This is a genomic window from Brevibacterium jeotgali (assembly GCF_900169175.1).
In the GTDB taxonomy this organism is placed as follows: Bacteria; Actinomycetota; Actinomycetes; order Actinomycetales; family Brevibacteriaceae; genus Brevibacterium; species Brevibacterium jeotgali.
In genome coordinates, this window is the sequence record NZ_FXZM01000004.1 from 114,279 (window position 1) to 140,468 (window position 26,190).

At 68.7% G+C, this 26,190-nt stretch carries 23 protein-coding genes; 14 read left to right on the forward strand and 9 right to left on the reverse strand.

Annotated elements, in window-relative coordinates:
* Positions 1-85 precede the first annotated feature (85 nt).
* From BJEO58_RS05260 to BJEO58_RS05290, 7 genes are all read left to right on the forward strand, one after another.
* Complete coding sequence (locus BJEO58_RS05260; RefSeq protein WP_101588358.1) at positions 86-1,696, forward strand: N-acetylmuramoyl-L-alanine amidase; 1,611 nt, start codon at positions 86-88, stop codon at positions 1,694-1,696.
* Positions 1,697-1,758: 62 nt separating this feature from the next.
* Positions 1,759-2,421: a VOC family protein gene (locus BJEO58_RS05265; RefSeq protein ID WP_101588359.1), complete on the forward strand. Its 663-nt coding sequence runs from the start codon at positions 1,759-1,761 to the stop codon at positions 2,419-2,421.
* A gap of 7 nt (positions 2,422-2,428) precedes the next feature.
* A complete protein-coding gene (locus BJEO58_RS05270; protein WP_101588361.1) occupies positions 2,429-3,232 on the forward strand; it encodes a VOC family protein in 804 nt (267 codons plus the stop codon).
* 3 nt (positions 3,233-3,235) lie between these two features.
* Positions 3,236-4,123: a LysR family transcriptional regulator gene (locus tag BJEO58_RS05275; RefSeq protein WP_101588362.1), complete on the forward strand. Its 888-nt coding sequence runs from the start codon at positions 3,236-3,238 to the stop codon at positions 4,121-4,123.
* Positions 4,124-4,287: 164 nt separating this feature from the next.
* On the forward strand, positions 4,288-5,271 hold the full coding sequence (locus BJEO58_RS05280; protein WP_101588364.1) for a zinc-dependent alcohol dehydrogenase: 984 nt from the start codon (positions 4,288-4,290) through the stop codon (positions 5,269-5,271).
* Between the two features lie 6 nt (positions 5,272-5,277).
* Positions 5,278-6,972, forward strand: a complete 1,695-nt coding sequence (locus BJEO58_RS05285) for an acetolactate synthase catalytic subunit (RefSeq protein WP_101588365.1) — start codon at positions 5,278-5,280, stop codon at positions 6,970-6,972.
* 2 nt (positions 6,973-6,974) lie between these two features.
* The gene (locus tag BJEO58_RS05290) at positions 6,975-7,808 is read left to right on the forward strand and encodes an SDR family NAD(P)-dependent oxidoreductase (protein WP_101588366.1); all 834 of its coding nucleotides are present in this window, start codon (positions 6,975-6,977) and stop codon (positions 7,806-7,808) included.
* A gap of 361 nt (positions 7,809-8,169) precedes the next feature.
* Here the strand turns inward: BJEO58_RS05290 and BJEO58_RS05295 are convergent, their stop codons facing one another.
* On the reverse strand, positions 8,170-8,490 hold the full coding sequence (locus BJEO58_RS05295; protein ID WP_101588368.1) for a putative quinol monooxygenase: 321 nt from the start codon (positions 8,488-8,490) through the stop codon (positions 8,170-8,172).
* A gap of 256 nt (positions 8,491-8,746) precedes the next feature.
* Here BJEO58_RS05295 and BJEO58_RS05300 point away from each other — a divergent pair, with 256 nt between their 5' ends.
* Positions 8,747-9,901, forward strand: coding sequence for a CaiB/BaiF CoA transferase family protein (locus BJEO58_RS05300; RefSeq protein WP_101588573.1), 1,155 nt, complete (start codon positions 8,747-8,749; stop codon positions 9,899-9,901).
* Positions 9,898-10,818 (forward strand): hydroxymethylglutaryl-CoA lyase, encoded by a 921-nt coding sequence (locus BJEO58_RS05305; protein ID WP_219617075.1) that lies wholly within the window; start codon positions 9,898-9,900, stop codon positions 10,816-10,818. The genes BJEO58_RS05300 and BJEO58_RS05305 overlap by 4 nt, the downstream gene beginning before the upstream one ends.
* A gap of 188 nt (positions 10,819-11,006) precedes the next feature.
* Here BJEO58_RS05305 and BJEO58_RS05310 read toward each other — a convergent pair whose 3' ends face one another.
* The 6 genes from BJEO58_RS05310 to BJEO58_RS05335 form a co-directional block, all read right to left on the reverse strand.
* Positions 11,007-12,389, reverse strand: coding sequence for an NAD(P)/FAD-dependent oxidoreductase (locus tag BJEO58_RS05310; RefSeq protein WP_101588370.1), 1,383 nt, complete (start codon positions 12,387-12,389; stop codon positions 11,007-11,009).
* 99 nt (positions 12,390-12,488) lie between these two features.
* Positions 12,489-13,403, reverse strand: coding sequence for an ABC transporter permease (locus BJEO58_RS05315; protein ID WP_101588371.1), 915 nt, complete (start codon positions 13,401-13,403; stop codon positions 12,489-12,491).
* The gene (locus BJEO58_RS05320) at positions 13,400-14,305 is read right to left on the reverse strand and encodes an ABC transporter permease (RefSeq protein WP_101588373.1); all 906 of its coding nucleotides are present in this window, start codon (positions 14,303-14,305) and stop codon (positions 13,400-13,402) included. Before BJEO58_RS05320 ends, BJEO58_RS05315 begins: the two co-directional genes overlap by 4 nt.
* Positions 14,302-15,489 carry a polyamine ABC transporter substrate-binding protein gene (locus tag BJEO58_RS05325; protein ID WP_101588374.1) on the reverse strand — a complete coding sequence of 396 codons (1,188 nt, stop codon included), beginning with the start codon at positions 15,487-15,489 and terminating at the stop codon, positions 14,302-14,304. Before BJEO58_RS05325 ends, BJEO58_RS05320 begins: the two co-directional genes overlap by 4 nt.
* Positions 15,482-16,630, reverse strand: a complete 1,149-nt coding sequence (locus BJEO58_RS05330; protein ID WP_101588376.1) for an ABC transporter ATP-binding protein — start codon at positions 16,628-16,630, stop codon at positions 15,482-15,484. The genes BJEO58_RS05325 and BJEO58_RS05330 overlap by 8 nt, the downstream gene beginning before the upstream one ends.
* A 14-nt stretch (positions 16,631-16,644) precedes the next feature.
* Positions 16,645-18,150 carry an aminobutyraldehyde dehydrogenase gene (locus BJEO58_RS05335; RefSeq protein ID WP_101588378.1) on the reverse strand — a complete coding sequence of 502 codons (1,506 nt, stop codon included), beginning with the start codon at positions 18,148-18,150 and terminating at the stop codon, positions 16,645-16,647.
* A 241-nt stretch (positions 18,151-18,391) separates the two neighbouring features.
* Between BJEO58_RS05335 and BJEO58_RS05340 the strand changes: the two genes are divergently transcribed.
* From BJEO58_RS05340 to BJEO58_RS05350, 3 genes are read left to right on the forward strand one after another with little or no spacing between them, the layout of a single operon-like run.
* Positions 18,392-18,886 (forward strand): Lrp/AsnC family transcriptional regulator, encoded by a 495-nt coding sequence (locus BJEO58_RS05340; RefSeq protein WP_101588380.1) that lies wholly within the window; start codon positions 18,392-18,394, stop codon positions 18,884-18,886.
* 14 nt (positions 18,887-18,900) lie between these two features.
* Positions 18,901-20,268: an aspartate aminotransferase family protein gene (locus BJEO58_RS05345; protein ID WP_246075910.1), complete on the forward strand. Its 1,368-nt coding sequence runs from the start codon at positions 18,901-18,903 to the stop codon at positions 20,266-20,268.
* A gap of 14 nt (positions 20,269-20,282) precedes the next feature.
* Entirely contained in the window at positions 20,283-21,656 is a 1,374-nt protein-coding gene (locus BJEO58_RS05350) for an NAD-dependent succinate-semialdehyde dehydrogenase (RefSeq protein WP_101588383.1), read from the forward strand.
* 182 nt (positions 21,657-21,838) lie between these two features.
* On the opposite strand, the gene BJEO58_RS05355 is transcribed toward BJEO58_RS05350, so the two are convergent.
* A complete protein-coding gene (locus tag BJEO58_RS05355) occupies positions 21,839-22,540 on the reverse strand; it encodes a DNA alkylation repair protein (protein ID WP_101588385.1) in 702 nt (233 codons plus the stop codon).
* Positions 22,541-22,728: 188 nt separating this feature from the next.
* On the opposite strand from BJEO58_RS05355, the gene BJEO58_RS05360 reads away from it, so the two are divergent.
* Together BJEO58_RS05360 and BJEO58_RS05365 are read left to right on the forward strand one after the other, a co-directional pair.
* Positions 22,729-24,636, forward strand: a complete 1,908-nt coding sequence (locus BJEO58_RS05360; RefSeq protein WP_101588387.1) for a gamma-glutamyltransferase family protein — start codon at positions 22,729-22,731, stop codon at positions 24,634-24,636.
* 5 nt (positions 24,637-24,641) lie between these two features.
* Positions 24,642-25,358: a GntR family transcriptional regulator gene (locus BJEO58_RS05365; protein ID WP_101588388.1), complete on the forward strand. Its 717-nt coding sequence runs from the start codon at positions 24,642-24,644 to the stop codon at positions 25,356-25,358.
* A 76-nt stretch (positions 25,359-25,434) separates the two neighbouring features.
* On the opposite strand, the gene BJEO58_RS05370 is transcribed toward BJEO58_RS05365, so the two are convergent.
* Positions 25,435-26,100 carry a YoaK family protein gene (locus tag BJEO58_RS05370; protein WP_101588390.1) on the reverse strand — a complete coding sequence of 222 codons (666 nt, stop codon included), beginning with the start codon at positions 26,098-26,100 and terminating at the stop codon, positions 25,435-25,437.
* Between the last annotated feature and the right edge of the window lie 90 nt (positions 26,101-26,190).

Genomic DNA, 26,190 nt, shown 5'->3' on the forward strand with positions numbered 1-26,190 from the left:
ACACCCCTGTGAGTGCAGGTGCGCCGTGCACGGACGGTCCGTACGGGTCGCACCTCTTCTTCCCCGACGAACAGAGGTTCTTGACATGCATGCGCGACCCCTCGTCGCCGCAGTCGGTGGTACGGCTGCGCTCCTGACGCTCTTCGCCGCCGGTGCGGCTCCCTCGATCGCCGCGGTCGAGGAGAAGCCGGCACTCACGGAATCCGAACTCACGGACGTCGACCAGGCCGGCCTGGAGCTCCCGGGCGCCCGATCGTCATCGGCCACGACCTTCGCGGCGAGCGGTGCGAGTCTCACCGATCGGATCACCAATCTGCCATCGCTGCTGCGTGCCCCCGGCGCCCACGTGCAGCACTCCGCTGCCGCAGCGACGAACATGTCCGGCACGCACGGTGCGACGACGAACATGTCCGGCACGCACGGCTCCGTGTCACATACGACGGAGGACGGCATCACGATCGCCGGTCTGACGGACGAGATCGACATGCCGGACGACGGGCTGGGAATCGTCGGCCTCGTGTACGACGAGCAGTCCGACGTCGACTTCGAGATCCGCACGAAGCAGGACGGCGAATGGTCGAGCTGGACCCGGCTCGACAGCGACGACACAGGACAGGGCGACCCCGGCACCGACCCGTATCACGTGGCCGGCGCACAGGGCGCACAGGTGCGGATCCTGGGCGATGGATGGGAGCCGCAGGGCACCCGGGTGCTCCTCGTCGACCCGGTCCGCCGCGATTCCGACGCCGAGGCGGTGCAGGACAACGTTCCCGTCGCCCCGCAGCAGGCGACTGAGGAGCCGGAGTCGGGTGCCGATCCTGACGCCGGTGCCGGTGCCGGCGTCAGGATCGGCAGCCCAGGAGCCCTGGACGTCGATGCCGACTCGGACAGCGGCCCAGGGGTCCTGGACGTCGGTGCTGCGGGGACCGACGCACGGCAGATGTCGTACATGCCGGGCGATGCCACCGTCGCGCAGCCCCTGGCCGGATCGGTGAAGAAGGCGGACAGGCCGACGATCCGCAGCCGTGACGACTGGGGTGCTGATGAATCCATCGGCAGCACCGATCCGGCGATCGCCGACGACGCGACGGCGGCCATCGTCCATCACACCGCCGGCGCGAACGACTACGACGCAGAGGACGTGCCCGCCATCCTGCGCGGCATCCACTCCTTCCACGTCGAGGGGCAGGGCTGGGACGACGTCGGCTACAACATGTTCGCGGACAAGTACGGCCGCCTCTGGGAAGGCCGTGCGGGCGGGCTGTCGAAGGCCGTCGTCGGAGCGCACGCCGTGGGCTACAACACCGGGACGTTCGGCATCTCCGTGCTGGGCACGTTCGAGTCGAAGGCACCGCCGCAGAAGACGCTCGACGCGGTCAGCGGCGCGATCGCCTGGAAGCTCTCGCTCAGCGGTACGTCTGCGGACGCGAAGACGACCGTGGCCGGCGAGACGATGCGCACCGTGATCGGCCACCGCGACGTGGGCACGACCAGCTGCCCCGGGGACGCGTTCTACTCCGCTCTGGGCGACGTGCGCTCCACCGCCGTCGCGATGCAGGAGGGTGAGCGCAGCGTCGACTCGCAGCCCGACGAGGACGAGAAGAAGTCCGGGGACGAGAAGTCTGGCGATGCGGATGCAGACGACGGCCTCGGCGCCGGTGTCGAGCAGCTGTCGCCCGGGGTCGCTGACGCCTGATCTCCTGCCGCGGGAGGCGTGACCTGCGTCCCCTGCGCAGGCCGAGTCGGTAGGGTCTGAACATGACGATCACACAGACCCTCGATCATCTCGTCTACGTCGTTCCCGATCTGGAGGCCGGAGTCGCGGACTTCGCCCGGGCCACCGGTGTGCAGCCCGTCTTCGGCGGTGCCCACGAAGGGCGCGGGACCGCCAACTACCTCGTGCGGCTGCAGCCGGCCGGCTGGGCGGAGGAGCCGCGTCCGCTCACGTACCTGGAGATCTTGGGGCCCGACCCCGAGCAGGACCTCGAGGAGGGTGCCGTGCGTCCGCTGGGCGTCGACGAGGTCGATGCCCCGCGGCTGCAGACCTGGGCGATCCACCCCGCGGGCTTCGACGCGGTCGTCGCCCGAGCGCAGCAGGAGGGCGTCGACTTCGGGGAGGTGCAGGACCTGTCGCGCCGCACTCCGGAGGGCGAGCTCCTGGAATGGCGACTCACGGTGCGCGGCGCGCTGCCGTTCGGCGGACTGCAGCCGTTCCTCATCGACTGGGGCGACTCACCGCACCCGGCGGCGAAGGACCTGCCCGTCCTCACCCTCGAGTCGCTCACTCTCACCCACTCGGACGCGACGGCGGTGCGGCCGCCCCTGGGCATCCTCGGCGCCGACGGCACCGATGTCGAGCAGGGCACGGACGTGAGCATGAGCGCACGGCTGGGCACCCCCAACGGCACTGTCACACTCTGACGTGGGCATGAGGGCCGACGGCCGGACCGTCGTGGGCGAGGCTGTCGCAGGCGTGCCGGGCACGTTCGACCACCTCGTCGTCGCGGTGCCGGACCTCGCGGCGGGCGTCGCCGAGTTCGAGCAGCTGACCCGCGTGCGCTCCGTCCCGGGCGGGAGCCATCCCGGCCGCGGCACGGCCAACCACCTCGTGCCGATGGTGCCCCGGGGATGGGGCGCGGAGTCCCTGACGTACCTGGAGATCCTGGGGCCCGATCCGGAGCAGGACTCCGCGCTCGCCGCGCGCTCCCTGCCGGGGGTGACCGGGATCTGCGCCCAGCGGTGGGCGGTGCGCCCGGACGATCTCGACGGCACGGTCCAGGCAGCGGACGCGGCAGGCGTCGACTACGGGAGCGTCTTCGACATGGCGCGCTCGACGCCGGACGGGGGACGCCTCGAATGGCGACTCACCCGCCGGGCGCCTCTGGCCTTCGGCGGCGCGCAGCCGTTCCTCATCGACTGGGGCACGTCGCCCCACCCGGCCGACACCCTGCGGGAGCACTCGAGCGGCCGGACCGCACCTGCAGTACCGGCCGGGGCCTCGGGCGATTTCTCGGGGGAGTCCACCTCCTCGGTCGTGACCGAGCCCGCCGTCACCCTGGACGCTCTTGAGTTCTTCGGACCGGATCAGACGGGGCTGACAGCCGCGATCGGGACTCTGGCGGCGGCCCGGACCGTGGTGGCCGAGGCGTCAGAGCCGGGCTTCCGGGCGGTGCTCAGCACCCCGCGCGGCGAATTGACGATCACGAGCGTGCGGTCGGCCGAGGGCGTCTGATACGTGAACACCACGCTGTTGGAAGCATTCGTGGCCCTGGCGGAAGAACGCCACTTCGGTCGCGCCGCCGCCCGACTCCACCTGACGCAGCCTGCGGTCTCACAGCAGGTGAAGCGGTTGGAGAAGGAGCTGGGCACCGAACTGTTCGAGCGCCATCCGCGCGGCGTGCGCCTGACAGCGGCCGGATTCCGCCTTCTGGAGAAGGCCCGGGGCGTCCTGGCTGACGTCGCAGAGATCAGGTCGACGGCAGACGGGAGCAGCGCAAGCCTGCACGGGAGGCTTCGGATCGGGTATTCGGGCTACCACGTCGCGAACTTCCTGCCGAGGCTGCTGCGGCGCCTCCACGATGAGCACCCGTCGATCGCCGTCAGCCTGACCTCCGACATGCACGGAGGGCTGGCGCCGAAGGCGGTCCTCGATGGAAGCGTCGATTTCGCCTTCTCTCGCGAGATGCACCACGGCGAACATGTCGGGAGCCACGTGTATGCCGAGGACGAGGTCCTCATCGCGGTGGCAGAGGACCATCCGCTGGCGAGGCGAGCCAGCGTGAGCATCGAGGACGTGATGGACGAGCCCTTCATCACGTACCCGTTCGTGCGCGACGGAATGGTCCGCAACCTCATCGGCAGTATGGCGCAGAACTCGGGTGGCGTGTTCTCTGTCCGCTATGCCGTGGCGGATACGCCGATGATCCTCGCGCTCGTCGCGGCAGGCCTGGGCGTCGCGCAGACATTCTCCTCCGTGGAGCCCACGCCTGTCCGTGGGGTCCGGCTCCTGCCGCTCGAGGGGATGGACCCGCTCGAGAACACGATCATCTGGAATGCATCACGGTCCGCGGATCCGCTCCACAGGGCGTTCATCCGCATCATCGAGGAATCCCTGCCCCACTAGCCCATAAGGGCCCCTTATGGGGATGATGAAGATGAATCATTGGACGCGATCGGAGCGCGCGCATACTGTGACACCAAACACTCAGATGCCGTGGTTGTCGAGGATCGCTGACTGATTTTCAGGGCCTATTCAGCCGCGCTGCTAGAAAGGCGCGTGCAGCACCAATGAGAGCAGTTCTCGTCGACGATTCTGGTTTTGATCTCGTCACTGATTTCCCCCGGCCCGTGCCGTCGGATGGTGAAGTCCTGGTCAAGGTTCTTGCATGTGGAACGTGCGGCAGTGACCTGCACGTGTTCGAGAAGGACCCCAATTACGCCTGGGTGCGCACGGGCTTCCCGCTGGTGATGGGGCACGAGATCGTGGGCCGTCGAGCCGGTGGCGACGGCGCGTCCCGCGGTGGTGGTCTGGTCGTCGTCCGGCCGCGCGTCGATGCTGGCGAGGATGGCAGCCCGGTGCGGATCGGCTGGGATCGTCAGGGAGGTTTCGCGGAGTACGTCGTCGTGCCCGAGGAAAGCGTCCTCGACATCGCTGACGGGATCAGCGTGACCTCCGCGGCGCTGGCCGAGCCGCTGGCTGTCGCCGTCGCGGCGCTCCGCCGTTCGGGGGCGGCGGACAGGTTCGGGCCGCAGTTCCGGGCGCAGGTCGTCGGGATGGGGGCTGTCGGCGCACTGGCTGCGTGCGTCCTCGCTGCCGAGGGCTGCGCGGGGGTGGAGATCGTGGGGACCGAGCGGGACAGGAGCCTCGGCAGCTTCGAGATGCTCGAGGGGTTCGGCCTGGAGCCCGTGCTCCCCGGCGACGCGTCCGACTCCCGCGATCTCGTCGTCAACGCCGCGGGCAGCGCTGCGGCGGTGAGGGACGGCGTCGGACGGCTCGGGCGATACGGGGTCTTCCTCAACATCGCCCTCGGCGTGGGGGATGTCTCGCTCAACTTCGACGCGCTGACTCGCCGCGATATCACCCTTGTGAATTCCTATGGAAGCGAAGCAGTCGATTGGACGCAGACGCTTTCATATATCAATGGAAAGTCATTCGACCCCGCTGGAATCGTCTCGCACGCAGTTCCACTGGAGGACCTTTCACGTGGTTTCTCCATGCTTCAGGCGGGGCGCGCACGAAAAATACTCGTCGATATCGATATGGAAGGCTGAAGAACAGTGAATACCGTCGCAGATGTATTGGCGAAGCGATTGAAGAACCGGGGTCTCCGGCATTTCTTCGGCCAGAGCCTGCCGTCCAGGCTCGTCCTGTCTCTGGAGGAGCTGGGAGTCGAACAGGTCGCGTATCGGACGGAGAACGCGGGCGGTGCGATGGCCGACGGCTTCGCGCGTGTGAGCGGCACCGTCCCGGTCGTGACGGCACAGAACGGGCCGGCCGCCACGCTCCTGGTCCCTCCGCTCGTCGAAGCCAAACTCGTCCGTTCACCCGTGCTTGCCATCGTGCAGGAGGTGCCGAGCCGCTTCCGCGGGAAGAACGCCTTTCAGGAGATCGACCACTTCGAGCTCTTCCGCTCGAGCACGAAGGCCGTTCTCCGCATCGACGAGCCGGAGCGGGCAGTCGAGACCCTGGACCGTGCGATCGATCTGGCGCGAGGGGGAGTGCCGGGACCCGTCGTGCTGCTGACCCCGGCTGACATCCTGCTGGAGGACGTCGAGCCTGTCGTGGACGAACAGCCGGCAGGCCTCGAGTTCCCCGCCGATCGCACAGTGCCGGCATCCAACAGGCTCGCCGAAGCCGTTGACGCGCTCGCGCAGGCCGAACGGCCGCTCGTGGTCGCGGGCGGAGGGGTCCATCGCTCGGGCGCCACCGAGGCGCTGAGAGAATTCGTGCAGAGGCACCGCGTTCCGGTCGCCACGACCAATATGGGCAAGGGCGCGGTCGACGAAGCCGATCAGCTCTCGATCGGAGTCGTCGGCAATGCCATGGCGCCGCGGAGCACGACGCATGGCATGGATGCGCTCATCGCGGAATCGGACGTCGTCCTCGTCGTCGGCGCGCGGATGAATGAGAACGGCACCGATTCGTGGAAGCTGTTCCCCCGCTCGGCCACGTATATCCAGGTGGATATCGACCCTGAGGAGCTGGGGCGGAACTATCCGGTGATCCGCCTCCTGGGCGACGTCGACGCGACTCTCCGTGAGCTGACCGCAGCGTCCGGATCGCGCGGCACCTTCCTCTCAGCGTTCGACGCCGATTCTGCGATCCGACGGATCGCCGAGGTGAAGGCATCGGCGCAGGAGACCGTTTCCGGCGCGGTCGATCTCGAGCAGACGCCGATCAGGCCGGAGCGGATCGTGAAAGACCTCGCGGAGGCGGTGCCGGAGGACGCGATCCTCGTGGCCGACGCCAGCTACTCCACGATCTGGCTGTCGAACTACTTCCACGCCGCAGGTGGACGCTACGACTTCGTCGAGCCGCGCGGGATGGCCGGGCTGGGCTGGGGCTTCCCGATGGCGATCGGAGCAAAGGTCGCACATCCGGACCGCGAAGTCGTGTGCCTCACCGGCGACGGCGGATTCGGACATGTGTGGCAGGAGATGGAGACGCTGGCGCGGATGGGCCGCAAGGTCGTGGTCGTCCTCCTGGACAACGGGATCCTCGGATTCCAGAAGCACGCGGAGATCTCGAAGTACAGCGGAACGACCACCGCCACAGAGTTCGCACCGGTCGACCATGCAGGGATCGCGAAGGCATCCGGGATCGACGCCTTCGACGTGTCCGACCCCGCAGAGCTCGGTCCTGCCATCTCGAAGGCGCTCGACAGCGCGTCCTCGACGCTGATCGTCGTGAAGACCGATCCGCGCGCGTATCCGCCCATCACCGCTTTCGGCGACATCACTGCGGAGGTGTGACGATGCGTTCCTCGCAGACTGCCGGGAGCCGATCACCGCACCTCGCGGGGCAGGTGGCGATCGTGACGGGAGCCAGCAGGGGGCTCGGGCTCGAGTATGCACTCACACTGGCACGATCCGGAGCGGTCGTGGTGGTGCAGGACCGTGACTTCTCTCAGTTCGGCGAACATGCGGCGCCTGACGGCGCAGCCCGCTCAGCGGTGCAGGAGCTCGACGCGATCGGGGCCGAGTACCGGATCGCCGAGTTCGACGCGAGTGACGAAGCGCAGATGAAGGCACTCGTCGACTCCGTGGTGGAAGAGTTCGGATCGATCGACATCGCCGTCGCCAATGCGGGAGGCGGGACCGGATCGATCGGCGACTCGAGGGCGTCGTCGCTGGCGGGAGCCGATTTCGAGGCCGTCTTCAGAGGGAATGTCCTCACTGCCGTGTCCTTGGTCGGAGCCGTGGCGCCGCATATGAAGGAGCAGCAGTACGGACGTCTCGTCCTGGTGAGCTCGCAGGGCGGAATGAGAGCGAACACCCGTGGAAACTACGCGCATTACGGAAGCATGAAGTCCGCGATCATCAGCTACATGCGGAACCTCGCTCAGGACCTGGGCGAGTACTCGATCACCGTCAATGCGATCGCGCCAGGCTATATCGGAACGGATCGCATGATGCGTCAGTTCGAGTCGGTGGGCATTGACGAGATCGAAGGCCGTACAGCACTGGACCGCATCGGCACCGCACAGGAGTGCGCCGCCTCAGTCGATTTCCTGGTGTCTCCGGCGGCCTCGTACATCACGGGTTCACTGCTGACGATCGACGGTGGTTCGGTCCGCAACGGTGCGTGACGGTTCACCGGGCACGATCGGTACGAGTGACGTGGCGCAGGCGACGCTGACGGCTGCCAGCTGCTCTTCGCCTCGGCGTCGTCCTGCACCTCGGTCCCGAATCTGCAGGACGTGAGCTGCAGCGAGGACGACTGCTCAGGGGATCGCATTCTCCAGCAGTCGTCTCCGCAGCGCAGGTGACGTCTGAGCACCCGCGGGCGGCGGAGAAGCCCAGCAGGCCAGACGATCTATAAGGGTGCGGAACTCTGCCCAGTACCGATGTCCTTGCCGTGAGGACCGGAACAATACGGGGTGAATGACAACGGCTGTCCCCCGCTCGAGCCGAGCGGGGGACAGCCGTTGTCGTCTGCCGCGGACGGGCTCAGTCGAGCGTCAGCTCGCCCATCTCCTCCCACCCGTCTCCGTCGACCTGACGCGAGATGATGCGCGGAGTCTTCGCGAGGTGCGGGCGGATCGACTCGAGGCCCGCCTTGAAGTGGTCGCTGTTGACGTGGGGGCCGGCGCCCTCATCGGTGAAGCCCTCGACGAGCACGTACTCGTTGTCGTTCTCCAGGCTCTTCGACCAGTCGAAGAAGAGATTGCCCTCCTCGGCGCGGGTGGCCTCGGTGAACTCGCGGACGGCCTCCGGGAAGCCCTCGACGCTCTCCGGCTTGACCTCGAAACGGACGACGATGAAGTACACGGTTCCTCCTGCGGGATCGACTCACATGGTGTTCCACCCATCCTCTCACCGACTGCGTGTGCTCGAGATGCAGCGGGGAGCGCGGGGCTGACACGGGGTGGAGCAGCGGGTGGACGGGGTCGACGGCCAGATGAGTGCAGGCGGTCTCAGAACCGTGCAGCCCGCTTGTCCCGCCGCGGCGCGATGGAGGAGAGTGTCCGTCACACGCGAAGCACGCGGATCTGCACCTGAGCACGACTCCGAGGAGGGCGCACACATGCAGCACGGAACGACGGGCGGACCGTCTCCCCACGCTCTGGACGGCGTGCGGGTCGTCGAGCTCGGCACCCTGATCGCGGGGCCCTTCGCCGGCCGGATCATGGCGGACTTCGGGGCGACGGTCATCAAGGTCGAGAACCCGTCGAGCCCCGACCCCATGCGCACCTGGGGGCGAGTCCAGGGCACACGGCGCTCGCTGTGGTGGGCGGTGCAGTCGCGGAACAAGACGAGCGTCGGCCTCGACCTGAAGACGGAGGAGGGCAGCGCTCGCCTGCGCACGCTGCTCGACGAGGCGGACGTGCTCATCGAGAACTTCCGGCCCGGCACGTTGGAGCGGCTGGGTCTCGGCCCGGACGAGCTGTGGACGACGAACCCCGGTCTCGTGATCGCGCGGGTGTCGGGGTACGGCCAGACGGGCAGTGGAGCGCACAAGCCCGGCTACGCGGCTGTGGCGGAGGCCGCGAGCGGACTCCGCCACATGAACGGGTACCCGGATCAGCCGCCGCCGCGCACAGGCATCTCCCTGGGCGATTCGGTCGCGTCGCTCTACGCCGTGCAGGGCGTGATGATGGCGCTGTACTGGCGCGATGCGGCAGGCGGGGGCAAGGGGCAGGTCGTCGACGTGTCGCTCGTCGAATCGTCGTTCTCCCTGCTCGAGGGCGCGACCGCGGAGTACGCCCACAGTCAGGTGGTGCCCGGTCCCAGCGGCTCGCGGCTCACGGGCATCGCCCCGTCGAACATCTACCAGAGCAGCGATGGGAAGTGGGTCGTCATCGCGGCGAACCAGGACACGGTGTTCCGCCGGCTCGCGGGCGCGATGGGACGTCCTGAGCTCGCAGACGACCCCCGCTTCCGCGACCACCACGCCCGCGGCGTCCATCAGGACGAGCTGGACGACCTCATCGCGGCATGGGCCGTGGCATACGAATCCGACGCCCTCGGCCGGATCCTCGATGAGCACAATGTGCCGACGTCGAAGGTCAACGACATCGCGGACGTCTTCGAGGATCCGCTGTTCCGTGAGCGCGACATGCTCGTCGAGGTCAGCGACGACGAGGACACCGTCACACATCCCGGCATCGTTCCCCGCCTCACACGGACCCCGGGATCCATCCGCTGGAACGGTCCGGCAGAGATAGGAGACGCATCATGAGTACACCCACCGACACCATCGACAATATCGACATCATCGACGTCACCCCGCGGGATGGCCTCCAGAACGAGGGCGTGGTCGTCTCCACCGAGGACAAGGTCGAGCTCATCACGCGGCTCGCGGACACCGGCGCCCGCCGGATCGAGGCCGTGAGCTTCGTCCATCCGCGCCGCGTGCCGACGATGGCCGACGCGGAAGCGGTGATGGAGCGCGTCCCGGTGCGTGAGGGCGTCTCCTACATCGGTCTCGCGCTCAACGCGCACGGCATCCTGCGGGCCCTCGAAACGTCCGTCGACGAGGTGAACTTCGTCCTCCCCGTCACGGACGCCTTCGCCGAGGAGAACCAGGGCGGCTCGACCGGCAGCCTGCTCGCAGAGCTCGAGACCGCTCTGCCGGACTTCGAGGGATCGGGCAAGAAGCTCAGCGTGACCCTTGCCGTCGCGTTCGGCTGCCCGTACCAGGGCGATGTGCCGATCGCGGACGTCGTGCGCATCGCAGGCACCCTGCTCGACGCGGCGCCGCTGGACGAGCTGGCGATCGCGGACACGATCGGCTGCGGTGTCCCGGGCCAGGCCCAGGACCTGTTCGAGCAGGTGGGGGAGCTGAGTGACGTGCCCCTGCGGGCCCATTTCCACGATACGCGGCGGACCGCGATCGCCAACGTGACGGCGGCGCGCACGGCTGGTGTGACCCGCTTCGACAGCAGCGTGGCCGGCCTGGGCGGATGCCCGTTCGCTCCCGGCGCCGCCGGCAACGTCGCGACCGAGGACCTCGTGTGGGCGCTCGAGCGCGACGACTGCACGACGGGCATCGACCTGGAGGCGGCAGTGGACACCGGCCGCTGGATCACGGGGATCCTCGAGAAGTCCCCGGGTTCCGGGATTGCAGCCGCAGGAGCCTTTCCCGCCAGCCGGTGACCGGCGCCGGGAGCGCGCAATACACCCGCCCCCACCAGGCCCCAGACGCCGGTCCCCGCAATACCTACTAGCTTTCATCACACCGCATATGAAAGAAGTCGTGCGGTGTGATGAAAGTTGGTGGCTGGTGGACGGTGGCTGGTGGCTGGTGTTCTGGCAGGTCGATCTGCACTGCACAGCCGCGCCGCCTACGACGCGAAGCCCATGCCCGCACTCTCCAGCAGTTTCAGCAGCGGACCGCGCCGGCCCTGATTCTCGTCGGCATCGATGAGCGCCTTCGTCGTGAGGGCGACGCCCGCCCACGCGAACGGCTCCGGCGGGAACGGCACCGGCATCTTCCGGACCATCTCCAGCTGGGTGAGCTCCGTGTCCGCACCGGACAGCAGATCGAGCATCACGCGGCCGCCGAACCGGGAGGCGCCCACCCCCAGGCCTGTGTACCCCGCGGAGTAGGCGACCTGGCCGCCGTACGCCGTGGTGAAGAACGGGAAGAAGCGAGAGCACGTATCGATCGCACCTCCCCACTTGTGGGTGAAGCGGATCCCCTCCAGTTGGGGGAACGTCTCGATGAACTGGTGAGCGAGCGTCTCGAACGTCTCCGGCCGCTGGTCGTACTTCCAGGACACCTGCTTGCCGTAGTGGTAGACGGCGTCCCATCCGCCCCACAGGATGCGATCGTCCGCGGTCAGTCGGAAGTAGTGGAAGCGGTTCGCAGAATCCGCGAGGCCCTCTCGGTGCCGCCAGCCGATCGCCTCCATCTGCGCGTCGGTGAGCGGCTCCGTCATGAGTGCGTAGTCGTACACGGGCACGGTGTGGAGCTTCGTGCGCGCCAGCAGTGAGGGGAACACGTTCGTTCCCAGCGCCACGCGGTCGGCTTCCAGCGTCCCCTCGTCGGTCGTGAGCACGATCTGCGACCCCGCACGGTCCAGCGACCGCACGATCGAGTTCTCGTGCACCTCGACCCCCAGCTCCTGGATGACCCGCTGCAGTCCCCAGCACAGCTTCGCGGGGTCGAGGATCGATGCGGTCCTCGTCTCTCGCAGCCCGCCCAGGTACTGGGGAGAGCGGATGTGGTCCCGCAGAGCCGCCTCGTCCAGCCACTCGCGGTCCTCTGTCGGCGAGTGCTCCGGCGCCATCGCGTCGACCTGGTACTGCTCCGTCGCCACGCTGATGATGCCGGTGCGCTCGAAGTCGCAGTCGATGCCGTAGCGGCCGATCGCCTCCTCGATCGCGTCGAGGTTCTCGATCCCCAGCTCGACGAGACGGTCGTTCTCCTGGGGCACGTGCTGTTCGCCGTTCTCCCGACCGTGCGTGAGGCTCGATTCGCAGAAGCCGCCATTGCGTCCGGACGCCGCCCAACCGATCCGGCCGCCCTCCAGCAGGATGACCCGTCGCTCGGGATCGGCCTCCTTCGCGAGCAGCGCGGTCCACAGTCCCACGAAGCCGCCTCCCACTACGGCGAGGTCCGTGGACCGGGGGCCGGACAGGGCCGGCAGCGGGGCGGGGCGATCCGGGCTGTCCAGCCAGAACGGTGTCGTCGAGGCGGAGCTGAGCGATGCGGTGGGATCCATGGGAACCTCTCTGCGGGTCGGTGGGGCCGGTTCCGAACCGGCCCGGCGGTGCCGGTGGGCCGCTGCCGAGGTCCCGGCGGGGACCTCGGCAGCGGTCACCTAGCCGGCCATGGTCTTGATGATCTCCGTGGACGACGAACCGGACCTTCTGAGCACATACCCCACGACCGCGAGGGCGAAGAGCGTGAGGAGGAGCATGATCGTCGACATCGCGGCGACCTCGGGCCGCAGGGCCACACGGACGGACGCGAAGATGTACACCGGCCACGGCGTGTAGCCGGGCTGCTGCACGAAGCTGGAGAGGATCGTGTTGTCCAGGCTCAGCGTGAACGACATGAGCGCGCCGGCGAGCACGCCGGGCGCCGCGATGGGCAGGGTGATGTCGCGGAACGCCCGCCAGGGGGAGGCGCCCAGGTCGCCGGCCGCCTCCTCGAGCGAGGTGTCGATGCCCGCCATCCGCGCGCGGACGATGAACGTGACGATCGCCATCGAGAACATCGCGTGCGACACGATGAGTCTGACCAGGCCGTTGCTGAACGGAGTGAGACCCGCGTCGACGCCCAGCGTGACGAACCAGGGCAGGAACGCGATGCCGTCGACGATCTCCGGGGTGACGAGTGTGAACACGAGGACGCCCGTGAGCGCCGCGGCCCACCATCCGCCTCCTCGGACACGGGACAGCGCGATCCCGCCCAGCGTGCCGAGGATCGTCGACAGGAGCGCCGCCCCGACAGCCGCCTGCAGCGAGGTGACGACGGACGAGATGATGACGTCGTTGTTCACCGCGTTCACGTACGCGCCGAACCCGAACCCGGACCAGCGCGCCAGAACCCGTCCGCTGTTGAACGAGTACGTGACGATCACGGCGATCGGGGTGAAGAGGAACAGGAAGACGATCGCTCCCCACACCGCGAAGAGGGTGTTGCGCAGGCGCGTGCGCTTCTGTCCGCCGTAGGAGCGGCGCGTCCGCGGCGCCGGTGGGGCGTCGGCGTTCCTCGAGACGTCCGCACTCATGACGGCACTCCTTCCAGCTGGACACGGGTGAGTCGGTGGAACAGTGCGCGGCCGGCCCACAGGAGGAGTCCCGCGACCGCGGCCACAAGCAGGGTGACGAGCATGAGCGACACCGCCATCGCCGCACCCAGTGCCCAGTTCTGGGCCGTGTTGAACTGGCTGGCGATGATCTGCCCGATCATCGTGCCGCTCGCCCCGCCCAGCACGGAGGCGGTGATGTAGTCACCGGTCAGCGGGATGAAGACGAGCACGCAGCCGCTGATGACGCCGGGCATGGCCAGCGGCATCGTGACCCTGAAGAAGGTCGAGATGCGGCCGGCGCCCAGGTCGTAGCTGGCCTCCCGCAGGCGGGTGCCTGCTGTGTCCATCGCGACGAACAGCGGCAGGATCATGAGCGGGAGGTAGTTGTAGACGACGCCGATCTGCACCGCGGACCGCGTGTAGAGGATGTCCAGCGGCTCCCCGAGCATCCCCAGGCCCTGCATCCAGTCGGAGAGGAACCCGTCCGGCGACAGGATGATCTGCCACCCCAGGGTGCGGACCAGGAAGTTGGTCCAGAACGGGACCATGACGAGTGCGAGAAGCAGCCCGCGGCGCTCCGGCCGCACCTTCGTCGCCAGCCAGTACGTGAAGGGGACGGAGATCGCCAGGCACAGCAGCGTGCCGACGATGGAGATCCGCAGGCTCGCCAGCAGCGTGGACAGCACCGCTCCGTTGAAGACCTCGCCGTACCGGTCGAAGCTCAACCGGTCGGTCGCGACCGTCGTGTACTCGTCCGGCTTGTAGCCGAAGCTGTAGAACAGGACCATCGAGACGGGGATGACGAAGAAGAAGACGACGTACGCCCACGTGGGGAACGCGAGCGCTCCCGGTCCCAGGACCTTCGCTGCAAGCCGCTTCATGTCCCGCTCCTCGCCTGCGCGTCGGTGAAGATCTCCACGCGGCGTGCCTGCCCGGAGTTGAACTCGCTCGGCACCAGGCGGTCGAGCACCTCCTGCGTCGGGAAGACGATGTCCGCGAAGTCGAAATCGTCCTCGATCCCCGGTTCGGCCAGCACCGACGAGCCCGTGTGATAGCCGATGTAGTCGACCTGGGCGAAGGCGTTGTCGGGGGCGATGACGTGGTTGATGAACGAGTGGGCGGCGTCCGGATTCGGCGCGCCGGTGGCCAGGCACCAGTTGTCCGTCCAGATGTTCGCGGAGGGAGTGGGGAAGACGAACTTCCAGCGGTCCGGGTCATCAGCCTCCATGATCCCCTGCCGGGCGTCGCCGTTGAACGCCTGCATGAGGACGAAGCCGCCCTGCGCCATCGCCGTGTTCGCGTTGCCCAGGTAGGCCCGCGCTGTGGGGGCGAGCTGCTCGACGACGATGTCCGCCGCCTCGTCCAGCTCTCCCTCGTCGATCGTATTGAGATCGTGCCCCAGTGCGGCGAGTGCGATGGCGACGACCTCCCACGGGTCCTCCAGCAGCATCGTCGTCCCGTTCGCCTCATCCTGTGCGACGTCGATGAAGTCCTGCCAGCTGGTGAGTTCGCGGGGCACTGCGGAGGTGTCGTAGACGAATCCGGTCGTGCCCCACGCCTTGCACACGGAGTACTCGTCGTTCGGGTCGTAGTCCTGCCCGCGGAAGTTGGGGTCGATCGTATCGAGGTTCGGGATGAGGGACATGTCGAGCTTCTGGATGAGACCGTGCTCGGCCATGTCCGGCACCCGCAGGCCGGTGGGGACGACGATGTCGTAACCGGAGGTGCCGCGCGCGGCGGCGAGCTTCGCGATCAGCTCCTCGTTCGACCCGTACGCGTCGACCTGCAGCTTCACGTCGTGCGCCGCCGACCACGCGTCCAGCACGTCCGGGTCGTCGTAGTCGCCCCACGAATAGACGTTGAGCTTCGACTCGATGCGCCCGTCCGCGGCAGGGCTGGAGGCGACGCTTCCCGACGACTGGCACCCCGCCAGCAGCCCCATCCCCAGCGCTCCTGCCCCCGCGAGCATCCCCCGCCTCGAGAAACGGCCGCCGAGGCCGCCCCCGTACGAGGCGTACTGCGCCAGTGCCGGGCGAGGGGCGAGCACCCGCATGCGCTCACTCATCGCCGAACACCTGCACTGCGTCGGGGTCCCAGCTCAGGCGAGCGCGCTCGCCCTCCCCGACGTCCGTGGCGGCGGCGAACGGAACGCGGGCCAGGACCTCGGGCCCGTGGTCCAGCCGCACGAGGTACTGCACGACGTCGCCCAGGAACGATTCCCCGACGATGACACCGGTCGAGGAGTTCGTGGCCGGACCGTCGGCACCTGCGGAGTTCGATGCTGCAGCCGTTTCGGGTGCGAGCCGGATCGACTCGGGACGGATGGCGGCGCGGACCCGGGCGCCGGAGGAGAAGCCGGCGACTGCCTCGGCGGTGGCCTCGAGTGTCGTGTGGGCCGTCGGCAGGGTGACGGTTCCGCCGTCCCGGGCCTCCCCGATCGTGGCGTCGACGAAGTTCTGCTTGCCGATGAAGCCCGCGACGAAGGAGTTGGCAGGGCGCTGGTAGATCTCCTCCGCACCGCCGACCTGCTGGATCTCGCCTTCGCTCATGACGACGATCCGGTCGCTCATCGCGAGCGCCTCCTGCTGGTCGTGCGTGACGAAGACGAAGGTGAGGCCCAGCTCCGTGTGCAGCTTGATGAGCTCCAGCTGCGTCTCCTCGCGCAGCTTCCGGTCCAGCGCGGACATCGGTTCGTCCAGGAGGAGGACGCGCGGCCGGTTCACGAGTGCACGGGCCAGCGCGACGCGCTGCTGCTGGCCGCCGGAGAGCATGGCGGGCTTCCGCTCCGCGAAGTCGCGCATGCGGACCATCTCGAGCGTCTCCGCGACTCGGGGGCCGATCTCCTTCCGGGACACCTTCGCGCGCTTGAGGCCGTACGCGACGTTCTCCGCGACCGTGAGGTGCGGGAAGAGCGCGTAGGACTGGAAGACCGTGTTGACCGGCCGACGGAACGGCGGCAGCTCTGTGAGGTCCTCCCCGTCCAGCTCGATCTCGCCGTTCGTGGGCTGCTCGAATCCCGCGATCATCCGCAGGAGCGTCGTCTTGCCGCAGCCGGAGGGACCCAGCAGGGAGAGGAACTCGCCCGCACGGACCTCCAGGTCGACACCGCGGATCGCCGTGTGCTCGCCGAACTGCTTGCGCACCCCGCGCAGCGACAGGGCACCGCCGGCATGGGCCGTGTCCTGTGCGCGGTGCTGCGCGGGCACTGTCTGTTAAGTCGTCACTGTCGTGTCCTTTCCGGGAGGGCCGCGTCATCCGGGGTGGTGAAGACGATGTCCTGCCAGTCGCGGCGGGGACCGTCCGTCTCGTCGATGAGAACGTGCTTGATCTGCGTGTACTCGTCGAACGAGTACTGCGACATGTCCTTGCCGAAGCCGGAGGCCTTGTACCCTCCGTGCGGCATCTCCGACACGATCGGGATGTGCTCGTTGATCCACACGCAGCCGGCCTCGATGTCCGCGGCGGCGCGCAGCGCTCGGTTCGTCGTGGTGGTCCAGGCGCTCGCCGCCAGCCCGTAGGGGGTGTCGTTCGCCAGCTCGATCGCCTCATCGTCCGTGTCGAACGGGACGGCGACGAGCACGGGGCCGAACACCTCCTCGCGCCAGATCTCTGCGTCGGTGCCCACACCCGTGACGAGCGTGGGGGAGTAGTGCGCGGAGCCGGCCGGGGCATCGGCGGGGGTGCGGCCTCCGCAGCGGACGGTGGCACCGGAAGCCTGTGCGCGGGTGACGAAACCGGCGACCCGATCACGGTGCGCGGTGGAGATGAGCGATCCCATGTCCGTCGCGAGATCGGCGGGGTCGCCCACGGTCACGCCCTCCATGAGGGTCACGACCCGCTCGGAGAACGCATCGAAGAGCGAGCGGTGGACGATCGCCCGGGTCGCGGCCGTGCAGTCCTGCCCGCCGTTGATGAGGGAGCCGGCGACGGCGCCCCGGGCTGCTGCCTCGACGTCCGCATCGTCGAACACGACCAGTGGTGCCTTGCCGCCCAGCTCCAGATGGATGCGGGAGCCCTTGCGGGCGGCGGCCTCCATGACACGGCGCCCCACACGGGTCGACCCGGTGAACGAGGACATGACGACGTCCGGGTGGGCGACCAGCGCCTGTCCCGCGGTGGGGCCGTCGCCCGCGATCACGTTGAGGACTCCGGGAGGGAAACCGGCGGCGATCGCGGCCTCGGCGAGGATGCGGGAGGTGCCGGGAGTGAGCTCGGAGCTCTTCAGCACGATCGTGTTGCCCGCTGCGACCGCGGGGAAGACCTTCCACGCGGCCATCTGCAGCGGATAGTTCCACGGTGCGATCGAGCCGACGACGCCCAGGGGCTCCCGGCGGACCATCGACGTGGACCCGGGCCAGTAGGTGCCGGCGGCCGTGCCGGTGAGCTGACGGGCGGCACCGGCGAAGAACCGGGCGTTGTCGATCGCCCCCGGGACGTCGAAGTCCTGCGCGAGCCGCAGGGACTTGCCGGTCTGCTGCGATTCGACCCGTGCGAGTTCGTCCGCTCGCGCCTCCAGGGCGTCCGCCAGGGCGAGCATGAGGGCCGCACGGTCGCCGGGGATCGTGCGCTTCCAATCGGGGAACGCGGCGCGGGCTGATGCGACCGCCGCATCCACCTCCGTGAGGCCTGCGAGCCGGTAGGTGCCCAGGGCCTCGCCCGTGGCGGGGGCGATGAGGGTGTGCTCCGGTCCTGTGCCCTCGACCGGGCGGCCGTCGATGACGTGCATGCTGTGGTCCTCCACCGTTGAAGGCGACTCGGGTATAGCAGGTGTCTCTGGTCCGCAGCGGGCTTCTTCGTCCGCGGCGTGATGTGCGCCACAGAGGGCGATAAGGAAAACGGTAGCACGCAGATTCGCCGATTGGTAGAGGTTTGCTTCGTCGACCGATTATGTGGCGAAGCAATCCGTCGCCAGATTCTATTGCGACAAAGGAATCCGTAGTGGATAGTGTTTCGGGAGGAGGTGCACTGTGACAGTGGGTTCACGAGGTGGTTCGACGGCAGGCGCGCGGTTCGGCGATGTCGATCTGGACGACAAGTCGAAGGCGATCATCGAGGCGCTGCAGCACGACGGCAGGCGGTCGTACGCGGACATCGGCCGGGACGTCGGGCTGTCGGAGACGGCGGTCCGCCAGCGGGTCACGCGGCTTGTAGAGAACGGGACGATGCAGATCGTCGCGGTCACGAACCCGCTCCAGCTGGGCTTCCAACGGCAGGCGATGATCGGACTCAGCGTGTCCGGCGACCTCACCACCGCCGCTGCTTCGCTGGAGGATCTGCCGCAGGTCGACTACATCATCATCACTGCCGGGACCTTCGATCTCCTCGTCGAGGTCGTGTGCGCGGACGATGACGAACTCCTCGCGCTCCTCAACGACATCCGTGCACTGCCGCAGGTGGAGCGCACGGAGACGATGACCTACCTCAAGCTCTGGGACCAGATCTACAACTGGGGGACACGATGACCACGGGGGACACGATGACCACCGACAGCCAAGCAGGCATCCGCGACCACCTGTGGATGCACATGGCGAACCACAAGCACCTCTACGAGGGTGGGCGCACGCCCGTCATCACGCATGGGGAGGGCGCGTACATCTTCGATGACGAGGGCAGGCGCATCCTCGACGGGCTCGCCGGTCTCTTCACCGTGCAGGTGGGCCACGGGCGCGAGGAGATCGCGCAGGCGGCCTACGAGCAGACGAAGAAGCTCGCCTTCATGCCGCTCTGGTCCTATGCGCACGAACCGGCGATCGCGCTGGCGGAGCGACTGGCGGCGTATGCTCCCGGCGACCTGAACCGCGTCTTCTTCACCTCCGGCGGCGGTGACTCCGTGGAGTCTGCGCTCAAGCTGGCCAAGAACTTCTTCCAGCTCCAGGGGAAGGCCGGCAAGCACAAGGTGATCTCCCGTGCGACCGCTTACCACGGCACCCCGCACGGCGCGCTGTCCGTCACGAGCCTTCCAGGGCTGCGCAACCAGTTCGCGCCGCTGGTCCCCGGCGCCCACAAGGTGCCCAACACGAACTTCTACCGTGCGGATGAGCGCTTCGCCGGCGACGAGAAGGCGTTCGGACGGTGGGCGGCGGATCGGATCGCGGAGACGATCGAGTTCGAGGGCGCCGATTCCGTGGCGGCGGTCTTCCTGGAGCCGGTGCAGAACTCCGGCGGATGCTTCCCTCCGCCGCCCGGCTACTTCGAGCGGGTGAGGGAGATCTGCGATGAGTACGACGTGCTGCTGGTCTCCGACGAGACGATCTGTGCGTTCGGACGCGTGGGCTCGATGTTCGCGTGCGACGACTTCGACTACGTCCCGGACATCATCACGTGCGCCAAGGGACTGACGAGCGGGTATGCACCGCTGGGGGCGATGATCGCCTCCGATCGGCTGTTCGAGCCCTTCGGCCGCGGCGGGGAGACCTTCGCGCACGGATACACCTTCGGCGGCCATCCCGTCGCCTGTCAGGTCGCGATGGCGAACCTCGACATCTTCGAGACTGAGCAGCTCAACGCGCGCGTGCATGAGTACGCCGGGACGTTCCGGTCCACGCTCGAGCGGCTGCACGACCTGCCGATCGTGGGCGATGTGCGCGGCGCCGGCTACTTCTACGGCATCGAGCTCGTGAAGGACAAGGACACGAAGGAGACGTTCACGGACGAGGAGTCCGAACGCGTCCTCAAGGGCTTCGTGTCGCAGGCGCTCTGGGAGGGCGGACTGTACTGCCGCGCGGACGATCGGGGAGACCCGGTCATCCAGCTGTCGCCGCCGCTGACCTGCGGGCCGGACGAATTCGACGAGATGGAGCGGGTCCTCCGCTCCGTGCTCACGACTGCGTGGGACAGGATCTGAGGAGGGATCGACAGATGAGTCAGGGATACCGAGTGGAGGATCCGGCGACCGGCACGGTCGTCGAGCAGTTCGACACGATCGCAGACGCACAGCTCGACACGGTGCTCGCGACAGCGGCCGAGGCGCAGACGGCGTGGGCCGCGAAGTCCATCGAAGAGCGGGCGGAGGTCATCCGTCGAGTCGCCGACCTGTTCGCGGAGCGGAAGGACAACCTCGCCGCGATCATCGGCCAGGAGATGGGCAAGCGCGTCACGGAGGGTGTCGAGGAGGCGGAGTTCGCCGGTGACATCTTCCGCTACTACGCGGACAACGCGGCGCGGTTCGCAGCGGACCAGCCGATCGAGACGGACGGCGGCGACGCGATGCTGCAGCGCCTGCCCGTCGGAGTCCTGCTGGGCATCATGCCGTGGAACTTCCCCTACTACCAGGTGGCGCGCTTCGCTGCACCGAACCTCATGCTGGGCAACGGGATCGTCCTCAAGCACGCGGAGATCTGCCCCCGATCGGCCGCGGCGATCCAGGACATCCTGGTGAGCGCCGGCGTGCCGGAGGGCCTCTACACGACCGTGTACGCGGACCACGAGCAGATCGCGGCCGCGATCGCCGATCCGCGGATCGCGGGCGTCTCCCTCACCGGTTCGGAGCGAGCCGGTGCGCAGGTCGCCGCGCAGGCGGGCAGGCACCTCAAGAAGGCCGTGCTGGAGCTGGGCGGTTCGGACCCCTACGTGGTACTCGACACCGATGACGTCGCCGAAGCCGCGCAGACTGCGTGGGCGACCCGCATGTACAACACCGGGCAGGCATGCAACTCGAACAAGCGCCTGATCGTCATGGACGACATCTACGACGACTTCGTCGCGGAGCTCACGAGGCTCGCGCAGGGGATGACACCGGGTGCGTGGGCTGATGAGGACGAGTCGGTGTATCAGCCGCTGTCCTCCCGGCCTGCGGCGGAGAAGCTCGTGGAGCAGCTGAAGCGCGCGCGGGACGCGGGTGCGGTGCTGCAGACGGGCGGCGAGCTGGCCGCGGACGGCGCGTACGTGTCACCGGCGGTGCTCACCGACGTGCCGGTCGGCTCGGAGATCTACTACGAGGAGCTGTTCGGCCCCGTCGCCACGGTCTTCCGGGTCTCCAGTGATGATGAGGCGCTGCGGCTGGCCAACGACTCCCAGTTCGGTCTGGGCGGTGCCGTGTTCTCCACGGACGAGGCCCGGGCCAAGCGCGTCGCATCCGGCCTGGAGGTCGGCATGGCGAACGTCAACACGCCGGCGGGGGAGGGCGCGGAGCTGCCGTTCGGCGGTGTGAAGCGCTCCGGCTACGGCCGTGAGCTGGGGCCGGTCGGCATGGACGAGTTCGTCAACAAGCGCCTCTACTACGTGGAGGGGTGAGGGGCGAGGCCTCCCGCTACGCCGCAGGTCCAGCACGCCAGCCACCAACTTTCATCACACCGCATACGAAAGAAGTCGTGCGGTGTGATGAAAGTTGGTGGCTGGCGTGAGTCGCCCCGGCGTGGCTGCTGGCTGCTGATTGCTGGCTGCTGGTCTGGCGGGTCGATCGGCGCTGCGGAGGACTATCCTCGCGCTTCCTGCCTGCGCACCATCTCCGCGATCCACTCCGGTGCGTAGGGCGACGTGCAGTTCGGGGGAGTCGGGTAGTCCTTGAGGACCTCCAGCCGTTGGCCGATCTGCATTGCACGGCCGCGGAGGTCCGGGTGGTGGATGCCGATGTGCGCCAGGCACGTGTTCATCGCCCACTGCAGGCGTTCCGGGGCGGTGCTCATCCGGCCCTCGACCTCGTCCAGCAGTGCGGGGAGGTCGAGGCCGTCCGGCTTCTTCGCGACGCGGTCGGACGTGAGCGCCCACCCGGCGGTCTCGACGAGCGGATCGCTGTCCGCGTGCCATGACCGCCGGAGGTCGTCCGCGTGCGCACTCTTCTTCACGACGTAGTTCACCAGCCAGTCGTGGACCTTGGGAGTGCGGGCCTCGCGGATCATCGTGTCGAGCTCGTCGCGGTCGAACGCCTTGGGGCGGCACACGAGCAGGGCGAGCAGTCGCGCCGCGCTGTCGCCCGTCGCCCACAGCTCCCGCGCCAGGTCGTGCTGCGTCTTCAGCCGCTTCGCGACGGCGCGCAGCGTCGTGAGATTCACCGCGTGGTCGTCGCCATGGCGCTCGTTGACCGCGAGGAGGCGGGGGCCGGCGAGCTCGGACAGCTCGGTCATCAGCGCGACGGCGGTGGGGGTGTCTGCTGCGGTGGACTGCTCAGCCTGGGTCATGATCGGCCCCTTTCGTCTGGGGACGATCCTACGACCGCGGGCCGGGAGGGGGCGCGGGCGCCATGGTGGCTGAGGCGACGTGCCGGCCGGGTGGACGGCGACGCGCATCACGGTAATGTATACAACCGAGGGGCGGTGTTGCCCGCTCACGTTCGCCGCCCGCGCTTCACTGCAGGAGGAGACCACTGATGGCCGCTTTCGTCGCACCCGAAGGGTTCACGACCCGCCCGACTCTCGAAGGCACCTTCGGGATGTCCGCCTCGACCCACTGGATCGCATCCGGCGTGTCCCAGTCGGTGCTGGAGCGCGGCGGCAACGCGTTCGACGCGGCGACCGCCGCCGCGTTCGTGCTGCACGTCGTGGAACCGCACCTCAATGGCCCCGCCGGCGACATGACGGGACTCTTCGCGACGGCGGAGGAGCCCGACCGGCCCGTCGTCATGATGGGGCAGGGCTCGGCCCCGGCGGGCGCGACGATCGAGCACTACACTTCGCTGGGTCTCGAACTGGTGCCCGGCGCCGGTGCGCTCGCCGCTGCGGTCCCCGCCGCTGTCGACGCGTGGCTGCTGCTCCTGCAGGAGCACGGCACATGGGAACTGGCAGACGTGCTGGACTTCGCGATCACGTACGCGGAGGACGGCCACCCTGTCCTGGGTCGCACCGCCGGGCAGATCGCGGCCGTCGAGGACCTCTTCACGGAGCACTGGCCGACCAGTGCGGCGCTCTGGATGCCAGAGGGGCGCGTTCCGCAGCCGGGCGAGCTCATCCGCAATCCCGAATACGCGCAGGTCCTGCGCGAGCTCGTCGGTGCGGGCGGCGCCGACGGCACCCGGGAGGACCGCATCGCGGCAGCCAGGGAGGAGTGGCGCACCGGCCGGGTGGCGCGACTCACCGCAGAGTTCATCCGCACGGCCCACCGGCATTCGGACGGCGGCGACTACGCCGGCGTCATGACGGAGGCGGACTTCGCCGGGTCCTCGGCGCGCTTCGAGGACGCCGCGACCATCGAGTTCCGCGGCCACACGATCGCGAAGGTCGGGGTGTGGAGTCAGGGGCCGGTCCTCCTCGAGGCTCTGCGCATCCTCGATGGCTTCGACGATGAGCGCCTGGACCCGTCGACGGAGATCGGCGCGCACACGATCATCGAGGCGCTCAAGCTGGCGATGGCGGATCGCGACGTGCACTTCGGGGACAACGACCTCGACCTCGCGGATCTGCTGAACGACGAGTACATCGACGAACGCCGCGCGCTCATCGGCGACTCCGCCTCGACGGAGTTCCGGCCGGGCAGGCCGGGCGGGCGCGAGGGCCGGGTGCCGCCGCTCGTCACCGCGGAGCAGTTCGCCGCGCGGTTCGGCGGTGACACGACGGCTGCCGGCGGCGGGGAGCCGACGGTGCCCGGCGCCTCGGGCGGGGCCTCCTCCGTCGCGACGTCGTTCGCGGGCGGCTCCGGACACATGTTCGCGAACACCGACGCAGAGCCGGGAGCCGACGGCAGCGGAGCCGTCCGCGGCGACACGTGCCACATCGACGTCGTCGACCGGTGGGGGAACATGATCTCCGCAACGCCGTCCGGCGGCTGGCTGCAGTCCTCGCCGGCGATCCCCGGCCTGGGCTTCTGCCTGGGCACCCGCCTGCAGATGACCTGGCTGGACGAGGGGTCGGGCCAGCCGCTCACCCCCGGTCGCCGTCCCCGCACGACCCTGTCGCCGACCCTCGTCCTCAAGGACGGCAGGCCTGTCATCGCCCTGGGCACGCCGGGCGGCGACCAGCAGGACCAGTGGCAGCTGCTGCTCGTCCTTCGGCTGCTGGTGGGCGGCTATGAACCGCAGCAGGCGATCGACGCCCCGGCCCTGCACACGACGGCGATGGCCGGATCGTTCTGGCCGCGCACGTGGACGCCGGGCGGCGTGGTGGTCGAGGACCGCTTGGGCGAGGGCGTCCTCGCCGGGCTCGAAGCGCGCGGCCACGTGGTCACGCGGGCCGGCGACTGGGCGCTGGGCCGGCTGTCCGCCGTCACCCGCGACCCGGCCACCGGACTCATGACCGCCGGTGCGAATCCGCGCGGCGCCCAGGGCTACGCGGCGGGGCGGTGACTCTGATGCCCGGCGAAGCGGTCGGGAAGGACCCGAGCACTTCGGGCTCTATCGCCGTCCGCGTCACCCGGCGTGTGCGTGCGGACATCATCTCCGGGGAGATACCGCCCGGAACACGGCTCACGGAGAAGCTGCTGTCCGAGCAGTATGAGGTGTCACGCGTCCCGGTCAGGGAATGTCTGCGGGCCCTCGAGGCGGAGGGCCTCGTCATCGTGCGGCCGTACGCGGGCGCGACTGTCGTCGAGCCGCAGCCGGCCGACGTGGACGTTCTCTTCGACGTGCGCCGCACGCTCGAGGGCGAGATGGTGAGACGGGCCGCTGGACGGGCCGCAGGACGGGCGGGGCGCCAGCTGGAGCAGGACGGTCCGGACGAGGAGTGGTGGGCGCTGCGACGCGAGATCGGCCGTGTGCTCGACGAGGGCGACGAGGCCCTGCAGGAGGGGCGCGTCGACGAGCTGCCCGGCCTCAACCAGCGGTTCCACGCACTGCTCGCGGACATGAGCGCGTCTCCGTCGCTGTCCGGCATCCTGCGGCAGGTGTCCGGGAAGATCGAGAGGCTCTTCGCTCACACCGGCACGTACCGAGGCGATGCGGCGTGGGGAGAGCACAAGGAGATCCTCGCAGCGGTGGTCGAGGGGCGGGTCGATGAGGCCGGGGACCTCATGGCGTCGCACCTCGAGCGGTCGCGGGCCGGTCTGCGGGAGGGCGTCTCGGGCGACTGACCCTGCGACTGACCCTGCGGCAGGCCGGCCTGCCGCAGGCCGGGACGGATTCGGGGGCCGGGCCTCGGGCGCGGAGTCAGTCCCGGTGGCGAGAGCGGTGGCCGACGATCGTCACGGCACCGATGATGATTGCAGTGACCAGCACGCCCAGCCAGAGGTTCACCTGCAGGGTGAGTGCGCCGACGGATGCGCCCGTGAGGATGCCGAGCACCGCAAGGAGCCGGCGCGGCCACTTGTCGCCGGAGCCGCCGGCCAGACGGGACTCCGAGGCGAGGCCGACCATCGTCGACGTGACGACGACGGTCGTGACGTCCGCGACGCCGATCTTCCGGGCAGCAGCGGCCTGCATGCCCATGACGAGCGCGAGGACCGAGGTCGTGAGGGTGCCGACGAGGTGGTTCTCCGCGGGATCCTCGGCCATGACGAGTCCGGTGAGGGCGAGGCAGCCGATTGCGACGGCGGCCATGACCCCGGTCGTGCGGCCGGTCCACGCGCCCTTGGGGGCGGGGACCAGGATCCGCCCGGCGATGACGGCGCCGATGAGGAAGGCGAAGAACGCGAGTGCGGGACGCAGGACGGGAATGCCGGGAGCGCCCGCGAGGCCCATGCCCAGGATGACGACGTTGCCGGTCATGTTCCCGGTGAAGACCTTGTCGTAGCCCAGGTAGCCCACTGCATCCACGATCCCGGTCGAGAACGTGAGGGTGAGCATGAGGGCGAGGTGCATGCGTGCAGCGGTCATGAACGGATTGTATACAAACAAGGTCGGGTTCTCTGGCGCGTGCCCGCATGCTGTCTCGCGTCTCGCCGCCGTACCTACTGACTTTCATCA